Below are 16,953 nucleotides of genomic sequence, written 5' to 3'. Positions count from 1 at the left end.
TTATTAAACTTTTATGACATTTAAAACGCACGCCTTGACGTGCATTTTTTTACAGCTAAGATATTCGCATATCCATATATGAGTATGTATTTATGCTTCCTCACCAATTTTTTAAATTACTGTCTGACGAAACGCGAGTGCGTTGCTTAATGTTGATTGTGCGCCAAGAGTGCCTTTCAGTTGGTGAGTTGACTCAGGCATTACAAGAAAGTCAGCCAAAGGTATCACGCCACCTTGCGCAGCTGCGTTCAAACGGCATTTTGAATGACGTTCGCCAAGGGCAATGGGTGTTCTATCGCCTTGCCAATGATTTACCGGGTTGGATGCTAAAGTTAATTGATGACCTTATCGCATCGAACGGTTTGAAAACTGAATACCAACAAGACATTGAGCGCCTAGAAGCGATGACTTCACGTCCTCAATGTTGTGTTTGATCGAATATTTTTAGATTCACCACTAACTGAGAGACATTAAAATGACAGTTAAAGTAGGTATTAATGGGTTTGGCCGTATCGGCCGTCTAGCACTTCGCGCAGCTTTCGATTGGGAAGAGCTAGAGTTTGTACAGATTAACGATGTAGCTGGCGATACAGCAACGCTTGCACATCTTCTTGAGTTCGATTCAGTTCAAGGTCGCTGGAACCATGAAGTAACAACTGAAGGCGATGAGATGATCATCAATGGTCAACGCATCAAAACCACTAAAGAGCGTGATATCGACGCGATCGATTGGTCTGGCTGTGATGTTGTGATTGAAGCGACAGGTGTTCACCGTAAGACTTCTTTCCTAAACAAATACCTAGAGCAAGGCGTGAAGCGCGTTGTGGTTTCTGCTCCTGTTAAAGAAGAAGGCATCGCAAACATCGTAGTTGGTGTTAACGACAACATCTTCGACCCAGCAGTACACAAAATCGTAACGGCAGCGTCTTGTACCACTAACTGTATTGCACCTGTGGTTAAAGTGATCAACGAGAAGCTTGGTATCGAGAATGCGTCATTCACGACAATTCACGATCTAACCAACACGCAAACTATCTTAGACGCGCCACATAAAGACCTACGTCGTGCACGTGCATGTGGTATGAGTTTAATCCCAACTACAACGGGTTCTGCTAAGGCGATTATTGAGATCTTCCCTGAGCTAGAAAACCGCATCAACGGCCAAGCGGTTCGTGTACCACTAGCGAACGCGTCTCTGACTGACATCATCTTCGAAGTGAAGCAAGACACGACGGTAGAAGAAGTGAATGCGATGCTGAAAGAAGCGTCTGAGAATGAACTGAAAGGCATTCTTGGCTTTGAAGAGCGTCCATTGGTGTCTATCGACTACAAGGGTGACCAACGTTCAACAATCGTAGATGCACTATCAACGATGTTGGTAGGTAAGCGCATGGTTAAGATCTACGCTTGGTACGATAACGAAATGGGTTACGCGACACGTACGGCAGAGTTAGTGCGTACTGTCGGCTTAGCATAAACCTGAGCACTAAGGGGACAACACTATGACGCATCCAACATGGCAACTAGACCTTGAGCAAGGCGCTCTGATTCTTACTCCATGCCCAGGTACTAAAGAGGCTGATCTTGATGCATCTCTGGCACAACTGAAAGAGCAGGGCGTTAAAGCTATCGTGACTGCGCTTGGTGATGCAGAGCTTGCAAGCAAAGACGTGGCAGCACTTGGTGAGAAAATACGTGCGCTAGGCATGCAGTGGTTCCAAATTGAAATCGAAGACGATTGTGCACCTGGTGCTGAGTTTGCAGCGAAATGGCAAGCAGCAAGCCCAGAGCTACACAAAATTGTTGATAGTGGTGCGAAAGTCGCAATGCACTGCATGGGCGGTTCAGGTCGTACAGGTTTGTTCGCAGCTCACTTGCTGTTAGAAAAAGGCTGGGACCTCGACAAGATCGTTCAAGAAGTTCAAGCACTGCGTCCAGGTGCTTTCACTAAACCTATCCAGGTTGAGTACATTCATGGGGTAGCTAATAGCTAACCATCATAGGTGTTAGACAAGGAGTTTTTGGTATCTGGAGTGTTGAACTTACATGATCCAAAAGCTCTTTTTTGTTTTGATTGCAGAGATAGCATTATGTTTTCAAATCTAAGCAAGAGCGTTCGCCAATACATGTTGGTGACTTTCAACTACTGGAACTTTACCATTACCGATGGTGCACTTCGTATGCTGGTGGTCCTGTATTTTTACGACCTTGGTTATAGCTCGCTAGAGATCGCCTCACTGTTCCTTTTCTATGAATTCTTTGGTGTGGTGACGAACCTAATCGGTGGTTGGCTGGGGGCGCGTCTTGGCCTCAATAAGACCATGAACATTGGCCTAGGGATGCAAGTCTTTGCCTTGGGTATGTTGGCATTGCCATCGGCTATGTTGACGATTCCTTGGGTAATGGCGGCGCAGGCGCTGTCAGGTATTGCTAAAGATCTTAATAAGATGAGTGCCAAGAGTTCAATCAAAACCTTGGTGCCGGATGAGCAGCAAGGTGCTTTGTATAAGTGGATTGCGATTCTAACTGGCTCTAAGAATGCGCTTAAGGGTGCAGGCTTCTTTATTGGTGGTCTGCTGCTCTCAACGATTGGCTTTCAATACGCAGTGCTTGCGATGGCGGCTGTGCTGACTTTGGTCTTCATTGGCAGTGTAGTGAGCTTAGAGGCAGATATGGGCAAGGCGAAAACCAAGCCTAAGTTCAAACAGATTTTCTCTAAGTCCGAATCTATCAACATCCTGTCGGCAGCGCGCATGTTCCTGTTTGGCGCTCGTGATGTGTGGTTCGTGATTGCTCTGCCAATTTATCTTGGCAGCGTATTTGGTTGGGATCACTCTTGGGTGGGTGGCTTCTTAGCAGCTTGGACCATCGCTTACGGCTTTGTACAAGGCATAGCGCCTAAGATTACCGGTAAAGCGCAAGGCAAGGTACCAGATGGCCATGCCGCACTATTATGGGCGGGCGCATTAGCTTTGGTAACGGCGGGTATCGCTTATGCTGTGCAGATAGCTTGGCAACCACAACTGGTGATTATTGGAGGCTTGATGGTGTTTGGTGCCATCTTTGCGGTTAATTCATCGCTTCACTCATACCTGATTGTCAGTTTCGCAAAAGGCGATGGTGTGTCGCTGGATGTGGGTTTCTACTATATGGCGAATGCTATGGGCCGTTTAATAGGCACAATTCTGTCTGGCTTGGTGTTCCAAATGGGTGGTTTATCCGCCTGTTTGTGGGTCTCGTTCGCGTTCCTAGCAATAACGACGGTAATTTCGTTACGCTTGCCTAAGGTGCCACAAACCTCAGCGGCATAAGCTTCCGTCGGATTCGATAAAATCGCGATATGCTTCTCCTTTAACAATAAGCTGACTTGGTATTTATTCCGGTCAGCTTTTTTATTGCTATAGTAGAATGATTGAATATTAATCAGGCATTTACATGAAGCAGCGAATTCTCTTCTTTGATTTAGCACGATGTGTCGCGGCCGTAGCGGTTATCGCGATTCATGTTTTGGCACCTTATCGCAACGAGCTAGGAGCCATTCCTTTTGGTGAGTGGCTAACGGCGGTTACGGTCAATGGTTTCAGCCGTTGGGCGGTGCCTGTCTTTATATTGATTACTGGCGCCCTGATGCTCAGTGATCAGCGTCCATTTGATGCTAAGTATTATCTAAAGCGCCGTTTAGGTAAGGTGTTGATTCCTTTTATTGTTTGGTCGCTTTTCTATACCTATCTGTCTGGTTGGTCGGTAATGGGCTTTGATGCCGATGTCAGCTGGGATGTGCTGCTCAATAGCTATCACCATTACACCTACTATCACTTAGGTTTCTTTTACTACTTCATTCCACTCTATTTTGTGATTCCGTTCTTACAGATCATGGTCAGAAAGTATGGTGATAAGGCGGTTTATAGCTTCACTGCGGTGTGGTTGTTTACCTCGTTACTGTTCTTAGTCAGAATCGATGGTCCTTGGAGCCATGAGCTGTGGCTTTACACTGGCTACTTACCACTGGGTTACCTGCTGTACAAGAAAGTCCCACTCAACAAGTTTACCGTTAGCGTGAGTACTGGACTTGGCGTGTTGGCACTGTTAACCACCGTTTATATGGTGGTTGATGCGAGCTTAGCCGCAGAAGAATACACGGTTGGTCGTTGGTTCTCGTATAAAACGCTGAATACTGTGTTAGCTGCGAGCATGGTGTTCATGCTGTGTCGCTACTTTGGAGAAGGGTTGTCAGACAAAGGTAATCAAGTGGTTGGTTTCATCAGTAAACACAGTTTGGGTATCTACTTATTGCACCCAATCTTCTTGTGGCCAATGAAAGAGTTTGGTTGGTACCAAGGTCACCCAGCTTGGGTTATTCCATTATGGACAGTGATCAGCGGAGCGGGTGCACTGTGGATGAGCTGGATCGTTTCTAAGTCAGAGAAGACACGTTGGCTATTGCCTTAGCGATGCGCCAAGGCGTTTCGATACTAGTTTACTATGAATGTCGATGAGGAAGAGTTGAAGCGCTAGGGTTAGCGCTTCAATGCAAAGTGTAAGAACTTATCACCTTGGTAAGTTAAGGTCCCTTTATCACCCGGGTTAAGAGCGTGGAAGTAGTGAATGCCGACTTGGAACTCACGTTTCGGACCAACCACACCGCGCTGAACATAAATCCAATACTCTTGGTCTTCTTGACCTGGCTCTGCATCAGGAAGGTCGATGGATTGTTTATCTAATACCGTGACGTTCACTTTCTTTTCTGGTGCGTCCTCGCCTTGCATGTGCTTTCGATAAAAAACAAGAAATACCCAGGCCGCGAGACCTGCGAGTGCAAAGATGGCAAAAAAGAGTGAGTTAGGCATATAACCTCCATGTAGTCGTAATGGTTATTCTAGTCTTTCGGGCAGTAGGGATATGTGTCTAAAGCCGCTATTCGTGAACTGCGGTAAGCAAAGCTGATTATTTTTCGGCAGATATCACATTTAATGGCCAGTTTGGGATAAAGCACTGTTATTTATTGTCTCTTTCTCTCGTAAATTGCAGTGATTTTGTATAAGAATAAGGAAATGCTCGACTAGAATTAGAGTGTGGAGTGGGAGGGCCAAGATGACCGATATTGAAAAAGTGGTGACAAGAACTCGCAATATAGAGAAATTATTGAGACTTCAATATCACGCTAAAGGCGAAGGATTGCATGAGCTCGTCACAAGCTGTGAAGAAAGGCTACCTCACGATATGGTAAGCAAGCTGCGTTATATCGCGACGTGCCGAAATAAAGTAGTGAACGAACATGATGCCAAGTTGGAAGATCAACATAAGTTCATCATGATGTGTAACGATTGCGAGAAGGAACTGACTCCACGTAGTAGTCGTTTTATATGGCGAGTTGCGATTTTGCTGATGATGGCAATGACTTTGGCTGCCGCGGGTTTCTACTATGCGAACTGGGATATACTAACACTACATCTGTTTTCGAAATGAAAAAATTGAACAAAAAAGGGACGCTCATAGCGTCCCTTTTTTATCTGTAACTTGCTTAGTACATCATCGGTAGTGTCATTAGACCAACAACTACCGCGATCATTACAAGTCCTTGTCTTTGCGAAGATGAAATCATAACACTACTCCTAAATTTGGTTGCCTCTCGCTATGTTTTAAAGAATAGCACTACTTATAGCTTTAGATCAAGAATTACTTTCGAAAGCCCCAAAAGTAGTAGAAAAGTATTGTGATATGGCTTTTTTTGGGAGTGTTTAAGTGTAATTTTAGTGTGTTCTTATTTTGAGCCTTGTGATTTATATTTGTTCTATATTTTTTTAAGTTATTGTTTTGAAGTGTTTTTTTTGTGTAATTTATATTGTTAATGGTTGTTAAATTGTATTAATGGGGCTTGGTTATTTTTGGGTTGGTTTTTGTGTGTTTTTAATGTTTTTGCTTTGGCTTTTTTGGTGGTTTTTACATGGGGCTTGAAAAAAACTGACAAAACTTGTCATTTGAAAAGTAACTTTCCTCACTTTATAAGTCTAGGTTGGAATGACGTTTTTATTTTCCAGTTAATCTATGCTTTTAATATCTAAGTTTCTGTTAATAAATGATTTGTATGTGAGTTTTTTTACTTTTTGAATTCGATAATGGGTGTTTTTTAGGGGAGAAGAAGGAAATCTTAAGAGAATAACTAGGTGAAAATGGGATTTGCCTTCTCTAAGCGAAGTTTAAGAGGGTTTTATAATGATTTGCTGCAGTTTTAAACGAATCACTATTCTCGAATTGTTAATTACGACGACTTCAATCTAAAGATGTTCTTTTTAGTGGAAGCGTAATCAAGATCCAATTTTGAGGGGCTGAGGCTTTACATCAATATTCGTGTGCCTAGACTGGCGACGATTTAAAGCAATAGGGCAAGTGGTATGTGGAGTTGGTTAGCGGTTTCCTTATCTGGTATCGGAGCAGTAACAGGAACGAAACAAGGACATATCGGTCAGGCCTTATCGTATAAGGTATTTACCTTTGTATTATTAGCGATCATTGCTTTAACTCAGTCTGTTGTTGCTGATTATACGTATTGGGTCGTTGCTGGCCTGGCGATCTCGGTGATCGCAGATGTATTTCACACTCTCACTCAAAAACGTCCCCTATACTTTGTTTGCTTTCTGCTAGCTCAACTCTGTTATAGCAAAGCCTTTTGGTTGCAGTTGTCTGGAGAAATGGTCTGGTGGTTGTTTGCCTTACTCTTGGCTGCTTGTGTGGTGGCTTTCTTCTTGCTGCTACCACGTTTAGATAAACTTGTTTTTCCTGTTGTGATTATGGGGATTGTGCTTATTCAGCTAACTTGGGCTTCTGGTGAGGTTTGGTTGCTTGACCCTAAGTTATCGCACGCGGTTGGATTTGCAGGTTGTTGCGTATTGCTGCTCTCGGCACTGGCGTATGCACTTAACTGTTACCGCAGCCCGATCAAAAGTGCTTACCTCTGGGTAACGGGCAGCTACTTTCTCGCCCATGCGCTTATTGTTGCCTCTCTGACCATTTAGGGTAGAGCGTCTCCAAGCCTGAGTTATATCAAGGCAGCTTCATTCAAACTCGGTACTCTGCGTGTAATTCATTAAATATGAGATTGAGTTATGACTACCGAAATTCACGCACACAACGTTTTAAACCTGCTTAGTGAAAAGCCTCTGACTCGAGAAGCGCTGACACAAGAACTGGCTCAGATGTATGGCACTGAAGCTCGTGTCCATACATGTAAGCTAAATGGTCTCGATTTGGCTGGTTTGCTGAAGTTTTCGATGGCAAGCTGTGCACCAATCGCGAGCGTGTGTGTAATCACTAATCTTGAGTGATTTGAGAGTGGGTACATTTGTGGTATCCGCTCTTTCTATTCTTGCCTGTTTGTTCTCGTTTACGTGCTGCAATGACATAAGTTAGTCTGCTGATGACTGCGTTCGAAAATCAATGTTGAGGCTGCTATACTCCGTGCCCCTTCGCTTTTCGAGACAAACTGATGGAAATCTTATCTGCAGCAACCATGCTGTTTCTTATCATGGATCCGCTTGGCAACCTGCCAATCGTGCTCTCTATCCTTAAGCATATTGATCCGAAGCGTCGCCGTATTGTTCTGATTCGTGAGCTGATGTTTGCACTGGTTATCTTGCTGCTGTTCTTGTTTGCGGGTCAAAGCATCATGAACTTCCTACACGTACAGCCTGAAACCCTGAGCATCTCTGGCGGTATCATTCTATTTATCATCGCGATTAAGATGATTTTCCCGAGCGCTGGCAGTATTACGGGGCTTGCTGCAGGTGAAGAGCCGTTTATCGTGCCGATGGCGATCCCAATGATTGCTGGTCCATCTGTCATTGCGGCATTGATTCTTCTTGCGACACAACACCCAGACAACATGCTCGAGCTTTCAGCCGCTGTAATGCTGGCGTGGGGTGCTACCTTCTTTATTCTGATGTTTAATGGCTTCTTCTTACGTGTATTGGGTGAGAGAGGGCTGAAAGCGATCGAGCGCCTGATGGGTTTATTGCTTGTTATGCTGTCGACTCAGATGTTCTTAGACGGTGTGAAGGGCTACATGGCTTAGTGTTGCTACCATCATTCAGATACTAAAACGCCGCTCAACTGAGCGGCGTTTTAGTATCTGAATCTTGGTTACAGCTTTCGATTACATCATGTACTTACGACGGATATCGAGTAGGGCGAAGATTCCAAAAATTAGAATGGACCATTTTTCCCAACGCGTCATTTCTATTTTATCGCCGAACGCACCGATAAAGATCAGCATTTGTAAGCCGTGCATAAAGAACAAGAACGCTGTCATGATGTAAAGCGCAATTGCGGCATTACCAGGGAACGGATGGAAAATGTTGACGATTAACACAAACCATACGAAGGCGATAGCGGCTTTGGCCAATGGAAGCAAGATATTCATTCAATCATTCCTATTCTTAAGTGATTCTGTTGAACAGTCGGTAGCTCGACTGGCCAGTTGTCTTATCGCGGTGCAGTTCCCAGTTTTCGGGCATCGCTTCTAGCTTGAGCTCTTTCTCTGTTTCGACGTAAATAATCGCGTTGTCCGCAAGCCAGCCATTGCTCTCAAGTAGCTGTACCGTCTCTGTTAGCAAGCCTTTACGAAATGGTGGATCAAGGAATACCACATCGTAAGGTGTTCCTGGCTTTTTGAGGAAAGAGATAGCATCAGTGTTTACCACATTGATGTTATCTGCTTTGAGCTCTTTAGCATTATCAGAAAGCTGCTTAGCGGCCTTTTGATTCATTTCGAGCAGTGTCACCATTTTGGCTTGGCGAGAAGCAGCTTCAAAACCTAAACCACCAGAACCTGCAAATACGTCTAAGCAGGTCGAATTTGGGATATCTTGTGCGACCCAGTTAAAGAGTGTCTCTTTTACTCGGTCAATGGTTGGGCGTAAGCCTTCTAAATCATGAACGGGCAGCTTTCTACCTCTCCATGAACCACTAATAATTCGAACAAAGCCACCGGAAGGCTTTTTTTGTGATGTGTTTTGCTGGCGACGTCTTACCATAGATTTTTTGACCGCTAATAAAGTGATACTATACCGAGCCCAATTTAAGTTGGTTCGAGTATTAAATAAATTTGCAATGACAAAGTGTATCAAGCTAAAAGCAAACTTATCACTGCTTTGTCATTTTTCTTTACTATTCGTTTGTACAAGCTTGTATTGTATAACAATAGCAAAGAGTCGACGTGCATTAAGCCAATACAGCTAATTAGTAGATCTAGGAAACTCCTCTGATGACGGAAAAAAAGAAGCGCGGATTATTATCGTGGCTTGGTTTTGGTGAAGAAGAACAAAGCCCAAAAACTCAGAATGAAGCGAACGTAGAAAACGTTGAAGATCAAACTGAAGTTGAATCACAAGTCGAGGCTGAACCAGTCGCGCCTGAAGCGGAAGCCGCTCAGTCAGTAGAATCTCAGCCTGATGAGTCAGAGCAAACTCTGGAAGAGGCTCAAGATGAACAGCAACCTGTCGCAGCAGAAGCAGAACAGGAACAAGAAGTTACTCCTCAAGCTCAGGTTGAAGAGGTACAAGAGAAGCCAACAGAAAGCTTCTTTGCTCGCCTTAAACGTAGTCTAAGCCGTACTAAAGCAAACATTGGTGCAGGCTTCTTTGGGTTGTTCAAAGGCAAGAAAATCGATGATGATCTGTTCGAAGAGTTAGAAGAACAGCTGCTGATCGCGGATGTGGGTATGAACACCACAGTTAAGATCATTGAAAACCTGACAGAAAAAGCATCTCGTAATGACTTAAAAGACGGCGAAGCGCTTTATGGTCTGCTGAAAGAAGAGATGGCAGAGATCTTAAGCCAAGTGGAACAGCCATTAGTGGTTGATACCACCAAAAAACCTTACGTTATCTTAATGGTTGGTGTGAATGGTGTTGGTAAGACAACGACTATCGGTAAGCTAGCGAAACAATTCCAAAATGAAGGCAAGAAAGTGATGCTAGCGGCGGGTGATACCTTCCGCGCGGCAGCTGTTGAGCAACTTCAGGTTTGGGGCCAGCGTAACGATGTGCCGGTTATCGCTCAACACACGGGCGCAGACAGTGCATCGGTTATCTACGATGCGATTGAAGCAGCGAAAGCTCGTGGCGTGGATGTTGTGATTGCCGATACTGCGGGCCGTTTGCAGAATAAGAGTAACCTGATGGAAGAGTTACGCAAGATTGTTCGTGTAATGAGGAAGATTGATGACTCTGCACCGCATGAAATCATGCTAACACTTGATGCAGGTACAGGTCAGAATGCTATCAGCCAAGCGAAACTGTTCAGTGAAGTTGCACCAGTAACCGGTATTACGCTAACTAAGTTAGACGGTACTGCAAAAGGTGGTGTGATTTTCTCAATTGCCGACCAGTTTCAGATTCCAATTCGTTACATTGGTGTTGGTGAAGGTATTGATGATCTGCGTCCATTTGAGTCAAAAGACTTCATTGAAGCTCTATTCAGCCGGGAAGAGTAACGCGAGTAGCAAAGTGGTTTATCCTTAACCTGCTATCGTTTTAAATTTGATATTAGTGATCGTAAGAGGAATTTTCGGTGATCAAATTTCAGCAAGTGAGCAAAGCCTACCGAGGTGGACGCCAAGCACTCCAAAAAGTGGATTTCCATCTCAAACGTGGAGAGATGGCATTTGTAGGCGGGCATTCCGGTGCAGGTAAAAGTACCTTGCTGAAGTTGATTTGCGCGATTGAGCGCCCGACTGATGGGCGTGTCTGGTTCAACGATCACGATATCACTCGTATTCCTGCTAAAGACATCCCATTCTTACGCCGTAATATCGGTATTGTCTTTCAAGACCATCGTCTGCTGATGGATCGCTCTATTTTCGATAACGTTGCTCTGCCTATGCGTATCGAATCTATTTCTGAAAATGAAATAAAACGTCGAGTCAGTGCTGCGTTGGATAAAACTGGCTTACTAGACAAAGCGCGTTGTTTGCCAAGCCAGCTTTCTGGTGGTGAACAGCAACGTGTGGGCATTGCCCGTGCTGTGGTCAACCGTCCAACTCTGTTGCTAGCGGATGAGCCGACGGGTAACCTAGACCCAGAGTTATCTAACCGCGTGTTGCGGCTGTTTGAAGAGTTTAACCGTGCTGGTGTAACGATCATCCTAGCGACGCACGATATCGGGTTAGTGAATACTCGCCCTCAATACCGTCATTTTGAATTAAACCAAGGCTTTTTGAGTGAGGTTGAAGACTATGGCCGCTAATAAGCGTATCAAAAAACCTCAATCTAATCGTGCTGCAAACCGCACTTCAAGTGACGGCTTCTTCGTGGTGCATTGGAAGCAAGCTAAGTCATCGTTCTCACAAATGTGGCAACGTCCACTGGGCAACTTACTGACGCTTGCGGTTATTTCTATGGCTTTAGCAATGCCTGCGTGTTTGTACTTACTAGGTAAAAACGTAGGTGAAGTGGCAAAAGATGTCACAAGCCCGTCACAAATTAGTGCTTATGTAGAGGATGGTACTCCCGAGCCTCGAGTGATGGTTCTCAAAGATGAAATCGAGAGTTGGGATCAAGTTGAACTGGTGGAGTACATTTCACCTCAACAAGGGCTTGCTGACCTTAGCCAGTATTCTGGCTTTGATGATGCCCTAACTATTCTCGACGACTATTCACTGCCAGGTGTGCTTGTGATAACACCAAGCGTACAAAGCGATGCGCAAATCAAAGAGCTAGCAGGCCAAGTTAAAAAACAAGAATTAGTGACTGATGTTCGTTTGGACGAAGATTGGTTAGCAAGATTAGACGCGATTAAAGCGCTAGCTGCTGTCATCGTCATTACCCTAACGGCATTGATGTTAGGCGCTGTGTTTTTGATTATCGGCAACACACTGCGATTTAATGTGTTGGCGCATAAAGAAGAGATTCAAACCATGAAGCTGATTGGTGCCACCGACAGCTACATTCTTCGACCATATCTATATTCAGGAATGTGGTTCGGTGTATTAGGTTCGGTTAGCGCGTGGGTAATGACGGCATTAATTACCGTATTACTGAACAGCGCTGTGGATGACTTGGCTCAGCTTTACGACAGCCACTTCCGTTTAATTGGCCTCAGCTGGGATGAATCTTTACTGCTTTTGATCGTTGGAACCCTGCTGGGTAGTGTGGCTGCGAAGCTTTCTGCACAGCGCCACCTAAAAGAAATTGAACCAGTTTAGGTGAATAGAGTCATATTTAGACGAAAAATAGGCACTTCTTAACCAGTTTTTGCCTTGTATAGACGAATTGATTATGCATAATTACTTCCCCCTTCTTGAAACCTGTTCATTTTAGGTTCAAGATTGTCGGGTTTTAATAGATGTACTACTCCAGATCAGAGATTGATGAGGAACCGAATGGCAAACCAAGCGTATCAAATGGCTTTAGTCACACAAGATAGTTTAGACAGCTATATCCGCTCAGCGAACAGCTACCCAATGCTGACGCCTGAAGAGGAACGTGGACTTGCAGAGCGATTACATTACAAAGGTGAGATCGACGCTGCGAAAGGCTTGATCCTTTCACACCTACGATTCGTGGTGCACGTTGCAAGAGGTTATTCTGGCTACGGGCTGCCTATGGCTGATCTCGTTCAAGAAGGTAACATCGGTCTAATGAAAGCCGTTAAGCGCTTCAACCCAGAGGTTGGCGTTCGATTGGTTTCTTTCGCAGTTCACTGGATCAAAGCTGAGATTCATGAGTACGTTCTGCGTAACTGGCGTATCGTTAAGATTGCGACAACTAAGGCACAGCGCAAACTGTTCTTTAACCTTCGTAAATCTAAAAAGCGTTTAGGTTGGTTTAACAACGGTGAAGTTGAGACAGTAGCTCGTGAACTGGGCGTAGAGCCTTCTGAAGTTCGTGAGATGGAATCTCGCTTAGCAGCGCAAGACGCAACGTTTGAAGCACCAATGGATGACGATGACGGCGGCTCTGCTTACACAGCTCCGGTTTACTACCTAGAAGACAAAGCGTCAGACGTTGCTGAAACGGTTGAAGCATCTAACTGGGAGTCTCACACCAATAATCGTTTGGGCCTAGCATTAGCAAGTCTAGATGAGCGTAGTCAACACATTGTTCGCTCTCGTTGGTTAGACGACAATAAAGCAACACTACAAGATTTAGCGGATACTTACAGTATCTCTGCAGAACGTGTTCGCCAGTTAGAAAAGAATGCGATGAAGAAATTGAAACAAGCCGTTGGCGATTTCTAACAGCGCTTAGTTTCTAAATAGTAGCTAGCAAAAAACCGCATTTTGAAAAGGCCGAGATCGAGAGATCTCGGCCTTTTTGTTTTGGATCGAATTCTCAACTTTTGCGATCGTAATTTGCAAAATGATTTTGTGGATAACTCTGTGACAAGTTTATTCGTCAGCTGTCTAAAAGCAGGGTGTAGTAAGGCTTTGAGCGTATTTTTTGAGTGGGGATATGTTTTAGTTAACCCACAGTTAGTTCAGGATCATTACTACATGTTGTGGATCTATTTTTCCAAGGGCACTTTATTCACGCAATTCACAGATTTATCCACAAATGGTGTAAAAGTGATCGTTGGTGGATAACCTTATTAAGTGGATGTGATTGTTAGCCTTGGGATAGGTTACAATGGCAGCAAAGTAAATCAGTATAAAAAGAGAAAGTCATGGACCAGTTTAAACATATCGACGTGCAAGGTGCTCAGGCTCTTATTGAACAAGGCCAAGCTCGACTTGTTGATATCCGCGACCCGCAATCTTTCGCGGTTGCTCACTCAAAAACCGCTTACCATCTAACAAACGACACTATGGTCTCGTTTATGGATGAGGTGGAGTTTGAACAACCTATCTTGGTAATGTGTTACCACGGCATTAGTAGCCAAGGTGCGGCACAATATTTAGTGAACCAAGGCTTTGAAGAGGTATATAGTGTAGATGGTGGCTTCGAAGCATGGCACCGTGCTGAACTTCCTGTGATTGCTGGCTAATGACCTTTATCGCTTAAACATCTCTCATAGCATGAATAGGAAATAACAATGATTAGACTGATGGTGTTAGACAATCCACGTCTTGCTCAAGCATTTATTGATTACATGGCCTCTCGCCAGATCCCTATTCAGATGTCACCTGAGGGAGAAGGGCGCGTTGCTCTTTGGCTGCTTGATGGCCAGTTTCAAGTTGAAACTGAAGCGGAGCTCAACCGCTTCTTGTCGGAACCCAATCATAAGCGCTACCAAGCGGCCTCTTGGGATATGGCAGAGACCAGAAAGAGTCATTTCCATTATCACACGCCTAGTTTCATGGGAATGATAACAGCCAAGGCTGGCCCTGTGACACTCAGCATCATGTTGGTGTGTGTGGTGATTTTTGCACTGCAGCAGATCGGTTTTGGCCAAGCGATTTTTAATGCGTTGCACTTCCCTGCGGTGGACGGACAGCAGTGGCAATTGTGGCGTTGGTTGAGCCATGCCGTGCTTCATTTCTCGGTTATGCACATCGCTTTCAATATTTTGTGGTGGTGGCAACTGGGTGGCGATATTGAGAAAAAGTTAGGCGGTCTTAAGTTGCTTCAGATCTTTGCTGTCGCTTCAGCGTTGTCAGGAGCAGGGCAATACTGGGTTGAAGGGGCCAACTTCGGTGGCTTATCTGGCGTTGTGTATGCTTTAGTTGGTTACCTATGGGTGGTTGGCACTAAAGCGCCACAGCTTGGTTTGGGTATCCCACGACAGATCGTCGGCTTTATGCTGGTGTGGTTGGTACTCGGGTACATGCAGCCGTTTATGGCGATTGCCAATACTGCTCACTTAGCAGGTCTAGTTGCTGGTGTGATTATCGGCTTCGTTGATTCAATGAAAGCGCCGAAATCGGCAAGAAGTTAATTCCTAGCATCGATAAAAACAAAAAAGCGGCCAAATGAGCCGCTTTTTTTAGATTCGTTTTATACCCGCTGTTACTGGTAGAGATATTTAGTAAACAGTAAATCTGCAATCAGGGTTTTGCCCGTCTCTGGAAGTAAAATCTTGTTGAGATGCTCAACTAACGTCTTTCTTAAATCTTCACGACCGGACAGTGACTTAATCGTCTCTTCGTTTTGTTTGCCCAGTAGCTCAATCACCGCATCACGGATCAATGGTTGGTGATGCTCGATGGTTGCTAAATCTTTGCTATTCGCCACCATGATATCGAGGCGAACCTGAATGTAGCCCAACTTTTTACCTTTAGTGTAAAAATTGGTGGTTAGGTCTGGTTCTAGCGTGAAGTAGGCTAGCTTAGGTTCCGATTCCTCTTCTGCGAAACTTGATGCTGAAAAGAGTAGAGTAATCGCAAGAAATATTTGGGCTACATAACGTTTGTGCATATTTGTGACTTTTCTTTAGTTTATTCGCGATATTCGAAACGCATTAGTCTTGTTACAATGAAAGGTCTAAATCTAAATACGTTTACAATTCGAAGACGCTTTAATTTTGTTCGAAAGTTGAAGCTTTATTGTACGTGTAAAGTCACCTATTGAATACTAGTATGAATCAGCCAATATCGCTGTATCTTAATTCTTTAATGAATGTAGATTGGCAAAGTACAGAAACATTTGATTTTCCTAATGAAACCACCAAAGAGTGGCTGATGGAGCAGGGTTCTCTTTCCCGTAAGTTGGGTAAGTGTTGCCAACATCTGTCTGTGGAGTTGCTTCACAATCAAGTTGTAGAACGCTCAATTGTGCAACAAGATGAGCAACACCTTTTATCATCGTCTGATTGCTTACTTCGCAAAGTAATTTTGAATGGGGATGATGAGCCATGGGTGTTAGGCCGAACCTTAATCCCTCGAGTGACATTAGAAGATCAGCACTCAGACCTTTCTCAACAAGGTAATGTTCCGTTAGGGTTGACCGTTTTTAGTGCGGAGAACGTCGAGCGAGACGCGCTGCAAGTTGGTTGGGTTATCGCTGGCGACGAACGATTGCTCGCACGCCGCTCTCGATTATGGATGAACCATAAACCGATGCTTGTAGCAGAACTGTTTTTACCAACATCACCCATTTACTCTAAGGAGAGTGTGTAAATGCTTGCCACCAAAGCGAAAGCGTACTGGCAATTAACGCGAATGAATCGCCCGATTGGTACCTTGTTACTCCTTTGGCCTACTTTATGGTCGCTGATTATAGCCGCACAAGGTATGCCTGACTTGGATGTCTTGGTTGTATTTGTATTAGGTGTCGTACTAATGCGTTCAGCAGGCTGCGTGATTAATGATTTTGCTGACCGTAAGGTGGATGGTCATGTAAAGCGCACTAAGCAGCGCCCACTGCCGTCTGGTTTGGTGTCGAGTAAAGAAGCCGTTATCCTTTTTTTAGTACTAGCCGTGATTTCATTCTTGCTAGTACTGACCATGAATCCGCTGACCATTAAGCTCTCTTTTATTGGGATTGGTCTAGCGTTTATTTATCCTTTCATGAAGCGCTTTACGCATCTTCCACAGTTATTCCTTGGTTTGGCGTTTAGCTGGGCTATTCCAATGGCATGGGCTGCACAAACGAATGAATTACCAAGTATAGTTTGGTTTATCTTCGTGATTAATGCGCTGTGGACAATCGCTTACGACACCCAATATGCGATGGTTGACCGAGACGATGATCTTAAGATTGGTATCAAGTCGACAGCGATTTTGTTTGGCCGTTTCGACAAGCTGATTGTTGGCTCACTGCAGTTAATGACTTTAGCGATGTTGATTGCGTTAGGTATGCATTACCATCTAGGTGACACTTTCTACTGGGCACTTCTGGTAGCAGGTGGTTTGTTTGTTTATCAACAACACCTGATGCGTCATCGCGCTCGAGATTTATGTTTTCAAGCCTTCCTCAATAACAACTATGTAGGAATGGCCGTCACCATAGGTTTGTTCATTACCTTCTGGTAAGCGATGGTTTGACAACAAGAGCACAAATAAAAAGGCACCCAATGGGT

At 44.4% G+C, this 16,953-nt stretch carries 21 protein-coding genes; 17 read left to right on the top strand and 4 right to left on the bottom strand.

Annotation, left to right across the window (positions count from 1 at the left end; all coding sequences use genetic code 11):
• Window positions 1–92 precede the first annotated feature (92 nt).
• The 5 genes from ACTRWI_RS14810 (at window position 93) to ACTRWI_RS14790 (ending at window position 4,449) form a co-directional block, all read left to right on the top strand.
• Window positions 93–434 (top strand): ArsR/SmtB family transcription factor, encoded by a 342-nt coding sequence (locus ACTRWI_RS14810; protein ID WP_499132435.1) that lies wholly within the window; start codon window positions 93–95, stop codon window positions 432–434.
• Window positions 435–475: 41 nt separating this feature from the next.
• The gene (locus ACTRWI_RS14805) at window positions 476–1,477 is read left to right on the top strand and encodes an ArsJ-associated glyceraldehyde-3-phosphate dehydrogenase (RefSeq protein WP_499132434.1); all 1,002 of its coding nucleotides are present in this window, start codon (window positions 476–478) and stop codon (window positions 1,475–1,477) included.
• A gap of 25 nt (window positions 1,478–1,502) precedes the next feature.
• The gene (locus tag ACTRWI_RS14800) at window positions 1,503–1,994 is read left to right on the top strand and encodes a cyclin-dependent kinase inhibitor 3 family protein (RefSeq protein WP_499132432.1); all 492 of its coding nucleotides are present in this window, start codon (window positions 1,503–1,505) and stop codon (window positions 1,992–1,994) included.
• Between the two features lie 96 nt (window positions 1,995–2,090).
• Entirely contained in the window at window positions 2,091–3,311 is a 1,221-nt protein-coding gene (gene arsJ / locus ACTRWI_RS14795; protein WP_499132430.1) for an organoarsenical effux MFS transporter ArsJ, read from the top strand.
• A 124-nt stretch (window positions 3,312–3,435) separates the two neighbouring features.
• Complete coding sequence (locus ACTRWI_RS14790; RefSeq protein WP_499132428.1) at window positions 3,436–4,449, top strand: acyltransferase; 1,014 nt, start codon at window positions 3,436–3,438, stop codon at window positions 4,447–4,449.
• Between the two features lie 68 nt (window positions 4,450–4,517).
• On the opposite strand, the gene ACTRWI_RS14785 is transcribed toward ACTRWI_RS14790, so the two are convergent.
• Window positions 4,518–4,847 (bottom strand): DUF2500 domain-containing protein, encoded by a 330-nt coding sequence (locus ACTRWI_RS14785; RefSeq protein ID WP_499132426.1) that lies wholly within the window; start codon window positions 4,845–4,847, stop codon window positions 4,518–4,520.
• 244 nt (window positions 4,848–5,091) lie between these two features.
• Between ACTRWI_RS14785 and ACTRWI_RS14780 the strand changes: the two genes are divergently transcribed.
• The 4 genes from ACTRWI_RS14780 (at window position 5,092) to ACTRWI_RS14765 (ending at window position 8,068) form a co-directional block, all read left to right on the top strand.
• Entirely contained in the window at window positions 5,092–5,466 is a 375-nt protein-coding gene (locus tag ACTRWI_RS14780; protein ID WP_499132424.1) for a hypothetical protein, read from the top strand.
• A gap of 926 nt (window positions 5,467–6,392) precedes the next feature.
• On the top strand, window positions 6,393–7,013 hold the full coding sequence (locus ACTRWI_RS14775) for a lysoplasmalogenase (RefSeq protein ID WP_499132423.1): 621 nt from the start codon (window positions 6,393–6,395) through the stop codon (window positions 7,011–7,013).
• Between the two features lie 90 nt (window positions 7,014–7,103).
• Window positions 7,104–7,322 carry a YecH family metal-binding protein gene (locus ACTRWI_RS14770; RefSeq protein ID WP_499132421.1) on the top strand — a complete coding sequence of 73 codons (219 nt, stop codon included), beginning with the start codon at window positions 7,104–7,106 and terminating at the stop codon, window positions 7,320–7,322.
• 161 nt (window positions 7,323–7,483) lie between these two features.
• Window positions 7,484–8,068: a YhgN family NAAT transporter gene (locus tag ACTRWI_RS14765; protein ID WP_105025907.1), complete on the top strand. Its 585-nt coding sequence runs from the start codon at window positions 7,484–7,486 to the stop codon at window positions 8,066–8,068.
• A gap of 81 nt (window positions 8,069–8,149) precedes the next feature.
• On the opposite strand, the gene ACTRWI_RS14760 is transcribed toward ACTRWI_RS14765, so the two are convergent.
• The gene (locus tag ACTRWI_RS14760; protein WP_004740523.1) at window positions 8,150–8,416 is read right to left on the bottom strand and encodes a DUF1145 domain-containing protein; all 267 of its coding nucleotides are present in this window, start codon (window positions 8,414–8,416) and stop codon (window positions 8,150–8,152) included.
• A gap of 16 nt (window positions 8,417–8,432) precedes the next feature.
• Entirely contained in the window at window positions 8,433–9,029 is a 597-nt protein-coding gene (gene rsmD, locus ACTRWI_RS14755) for a 16S rRNA (guanine(966)-N(2))-methyltransferase RsmD (protein WP_499132418.1), read from the bottom strand.
• A 230-nt stretch (window positions 9,030–9,259) separates the two neighbouring features.
• Here rsmD and ftsY point away from each other — a divergent pair, with 230 nt between their 5' ends.
• From ftsY to glpG, 6 genes are all read left to right on the top strand, one after another.
• Entirely contained in the window at window positions 9,260–10,489 is a 1,230-nt protein-coding gene (gene ftsY / locus ACTRWI_RS14750; RefSeq protein WP_499132417.1) for a signal recognition particle-docking protein FtsY, read from the top strand.
• Between the two features lie 77 nt (window positions 10,490–10,566).
• Window positions 10,567–11,241, top strand: coding sequence for a cell division ATP-binding protein FtsE (ftsE, locus tag ACTRWI_RS14745; RefSeq protein WP_499132415.1), 675 nt, complete (start codon window positions 10,567–10,569; stop codon window positions 11,239–11,241).
• Complete coding sequence (ftsX, locus tag ACTRWI_RS14740; protein ID WP_499132414.1) at window positions 11,231–12,199, top strand: permease-like cell division protein FtsX; 969 nt, start codon at window positions 11,231–11,233, stop codon at window positions 12,197–12,199. The genes ftsE and ftsX overlap by 11 nt, the downstream gene beginning before the upstream one ends.
• Window positions 12,200–12,376: 177 nt before the next feature.
• Window positions 12,377–13,234, top strand: coding sequence for an RNA polymerase sigma factor RpoH (gene rpoH, locus ACTRWI_RS14735; protein ID WP_004740532.1), 858 nt, complete (start codon window positions 12,377–12,379; stop codon window positions 13,232–13,234).
• A gap of 425 nt (window positions 13,235–13,659) precedes the next feature.
• Window positions 13,660–13,980, top strand: a complete 321-nt coding sequence (gene glpE, locus ACTRWI_RS14730) for a thiosulfate sulfurtransferase GlpE (RefSeq protein ID WP_004740534.1) — start codon at window positions 13,660–13,662, stop codon at window positions 13,978–13,980.
• Between the two features lie 48 nt (window positions 13,981–14,028).
• Window positions 14,029–14,871: a rhomboid family intramembrane serine protease GlpG gene (glpG, locus tag ACTRWI_RS14725; protein WP_499132412.1), complete on the top strand. Its 843-nt coding sequence runs from the start codon at window positions 14,029–14,031 to the stop codon at window positions 14,869–14,871.
• Between the two features lie 71 nt (window positions 14,872–14,942).
• On the opposite strand, the gene ACTRWI_RS14720 is transcribed toward glpG, so the two are convergent.
• On the bottom strand, window positions 14,943–15,350 hold the full coding sequence (locus tag ACTRWI_RS14720; RefSeq protein ID WP_004740536.1) for a flagellar basal body-associated protein FliL: 408 nt from the start codon (window positions 15,348–15,350) through the stop codon (window positions 14,943–14,945).
• A gap of 161 nt (window positions 15,351–15,511) precedes the next feature.
• Between ACTRWI_RS14720 and ACTRWI_RS14715 the strand changes: the two genes are divergently transcribed.
• Window positions 15,512–16,051, top strand: coding sequence for a chorismate lyase (locus tag ACTRWI_RS14715; protein WP_162884274.1), 540 nt, complete (start codon window positions 15,512–15,514; stop codon window positions 16,049–16,051).
• The gene (gene ubiA / locus ACTRWI_RS14710) at window positions 16,052–16,906 is read left to right on the top strand and encodes a 4-hydroxybenzoate octaprenyltransferase (RefSeq protein WP_499132410.1); all 855 of its coding nucleotides are present in this window, start codon (window positions 16,052–16,054) and stop codon (window positions 16,904–16,906) included.
• Window positions 16,907–16,953: the final 47 nt, after the last annotated feature.

Source organism: Pseudoalteromonas sp. G5_S1_14_S5 (assembly GCF_054968605.1).
The sequence above is the reverse complement of the archived record's forward strand: the minus strand, read 5'-3'. Positions and strand labels throughout refer to the sequence as shown.

What these genes read in the sequence shown, in the direction of transcription:
- ACTRWI_RS14810 (WP_499132435.1), top strand. Translation starts at nt 93, where the DNA reads ATGCTTCCTCACCAATTTTTTAAATTACTGTCTGACGAAACGCGAGTG.
- ACTRWI_RS14805 (WP_499132434.1), top strand. Translation starts at nt 476, where the DNA reads ATGACAGTTAAAGTAGGTATTAATGGGTTTGGCCGTATCGGCCGTCTA.
- ACTRWI_RS14800 (WP_499132432.1), top strand. Translation starts at nt 1,503, where the DNA reads ATGACGCATCCAACATGGCAACTAGACCTTGAGCAAGGCGCTCTGATT.
- arsJ (WP_499132430.1), top strand. Translation starts at nt 2,091, where the DNA reads ATGTTTTCAAATCTAAGCAAGAGCGTTCGCCAATACATGTTGGTGACT.
- ACTRWI_RS14790 (WP_499132428.1), top strand. Translation starts at nt 3,436, where the DNA reads ATGAAGCAGCGAATTCTCTTCTTTGATTTAGCACGATGTGTCGCGGCC.
- ACTRWI_RS14785 (WP_499132426.1), bottom strand. Translation starts at nt 4,847, where the DNA reads ATGCCTAACTCACTCTTTTTTGCCATCTTTGCACTCGCAGGTCTCGCG.
- ACTRWI_RS14780 (WP_499132424.1), top strand. Translation starts at nt 5,092, where the DNA reads ATGACCGATATTGAAAAAGTGGTGACAAGAACTCGCAATATAGAGAAA.
- ACTRWI_RS14775 (WP_499132423.1), top strand. Translation starts at nt 6,393, where the DNA reads ATGTGGAGTTGGTTAGCGGTTTCCTTATCTGGTATCGGAGCAGTAACA.
- ACTRWI_RS14770 (WP_499132421.1), top strand. Translation starts at nt 7,104, where the DNA reads ATGACTACCGAAATTCACGCACACAACGTTTTAAACCTGCTTAGTGAA.
- ACTRWI_RS14765 (WP_105025907.1), top strand. Translation starts at nt 7,484, where the DNA reads ATGGAAATCTTATCTGCAGCAACCATGCTGTTTCTTATCATGGATCCG.
- ACTRWI_RS14760 (WP_004740523.1), bottom strand. Translation starts at nt 8,416, where the DNA reads ATGAATATCTTGCTTCCATTGGCCAAAGCCGCTATCGCCTTCGTATGG.
- rsmD (WP_499132418.1), bottom strand. Translation starts at nt 9,029, where the DNA reads ATGGTAAGACGTCGCCAGCAAAACACATCACAAAAAAAGCCTTCCGGT.
- ftsY (WP_499132417.1), top strand. Translation starts at nt 9,260, where the DNA reads ATGACGGAAAAAAAGAAGCGCGGATTATTATCGTGGCTTGGTTTTGGT.
- ftsX (WP_499132414.1), top strand. Translation starts at nt 11,231, where the DNA reads ATGGCCGCTAATAAGCGTATCAAAAAACCTCAATCTAATCGTGCTGCA.
- rpoH (WP_004740532.1), top strand. Translation starts at nt 12,377, where the DNA reads ATGGCAAACCAAGCGTATCAAATGGCTTTAGTCACACAAGATAGTTTA.
- glpE (WP_004740534.1), top strand. Translation starts at nt 13,660, where the DNA reads ATGGACCAGTTTAAACATATCGACGTGCAAGGTGCTCAGGCTCTTATT.
- glpG (WP_499132412.1), top strand. Translation starts at nt 14,029, where the DNA reads ATGATTAGACTGATGGTGTTAGACAATCCACGTCTTGCTCAAGCATTT.
- ACTRWI_RS14720 (WP_004740536.1), bottom strand. Translation starts at nt 15,350, where the DNA reads ATGCACAAACGTTATGTAGCCCAAATATTTCTTGCGATTACTCTACTC.
- ACTRWI_RS14715 (WP_162884274.1), top strand. Translation starts at nt 15,512, where the DNA reads ATGAATCAGCCAATATCGCTGTATCTTAATTCTTTAATGAATGTAGAT.
- ubiA (WP_499132410.1), top strand. Translation starts at nt 16,052, where the DNA reads ATGCTTGCCACCAAAGCGAAAGCGTACTGGCAATTAACGCGAATGAAT.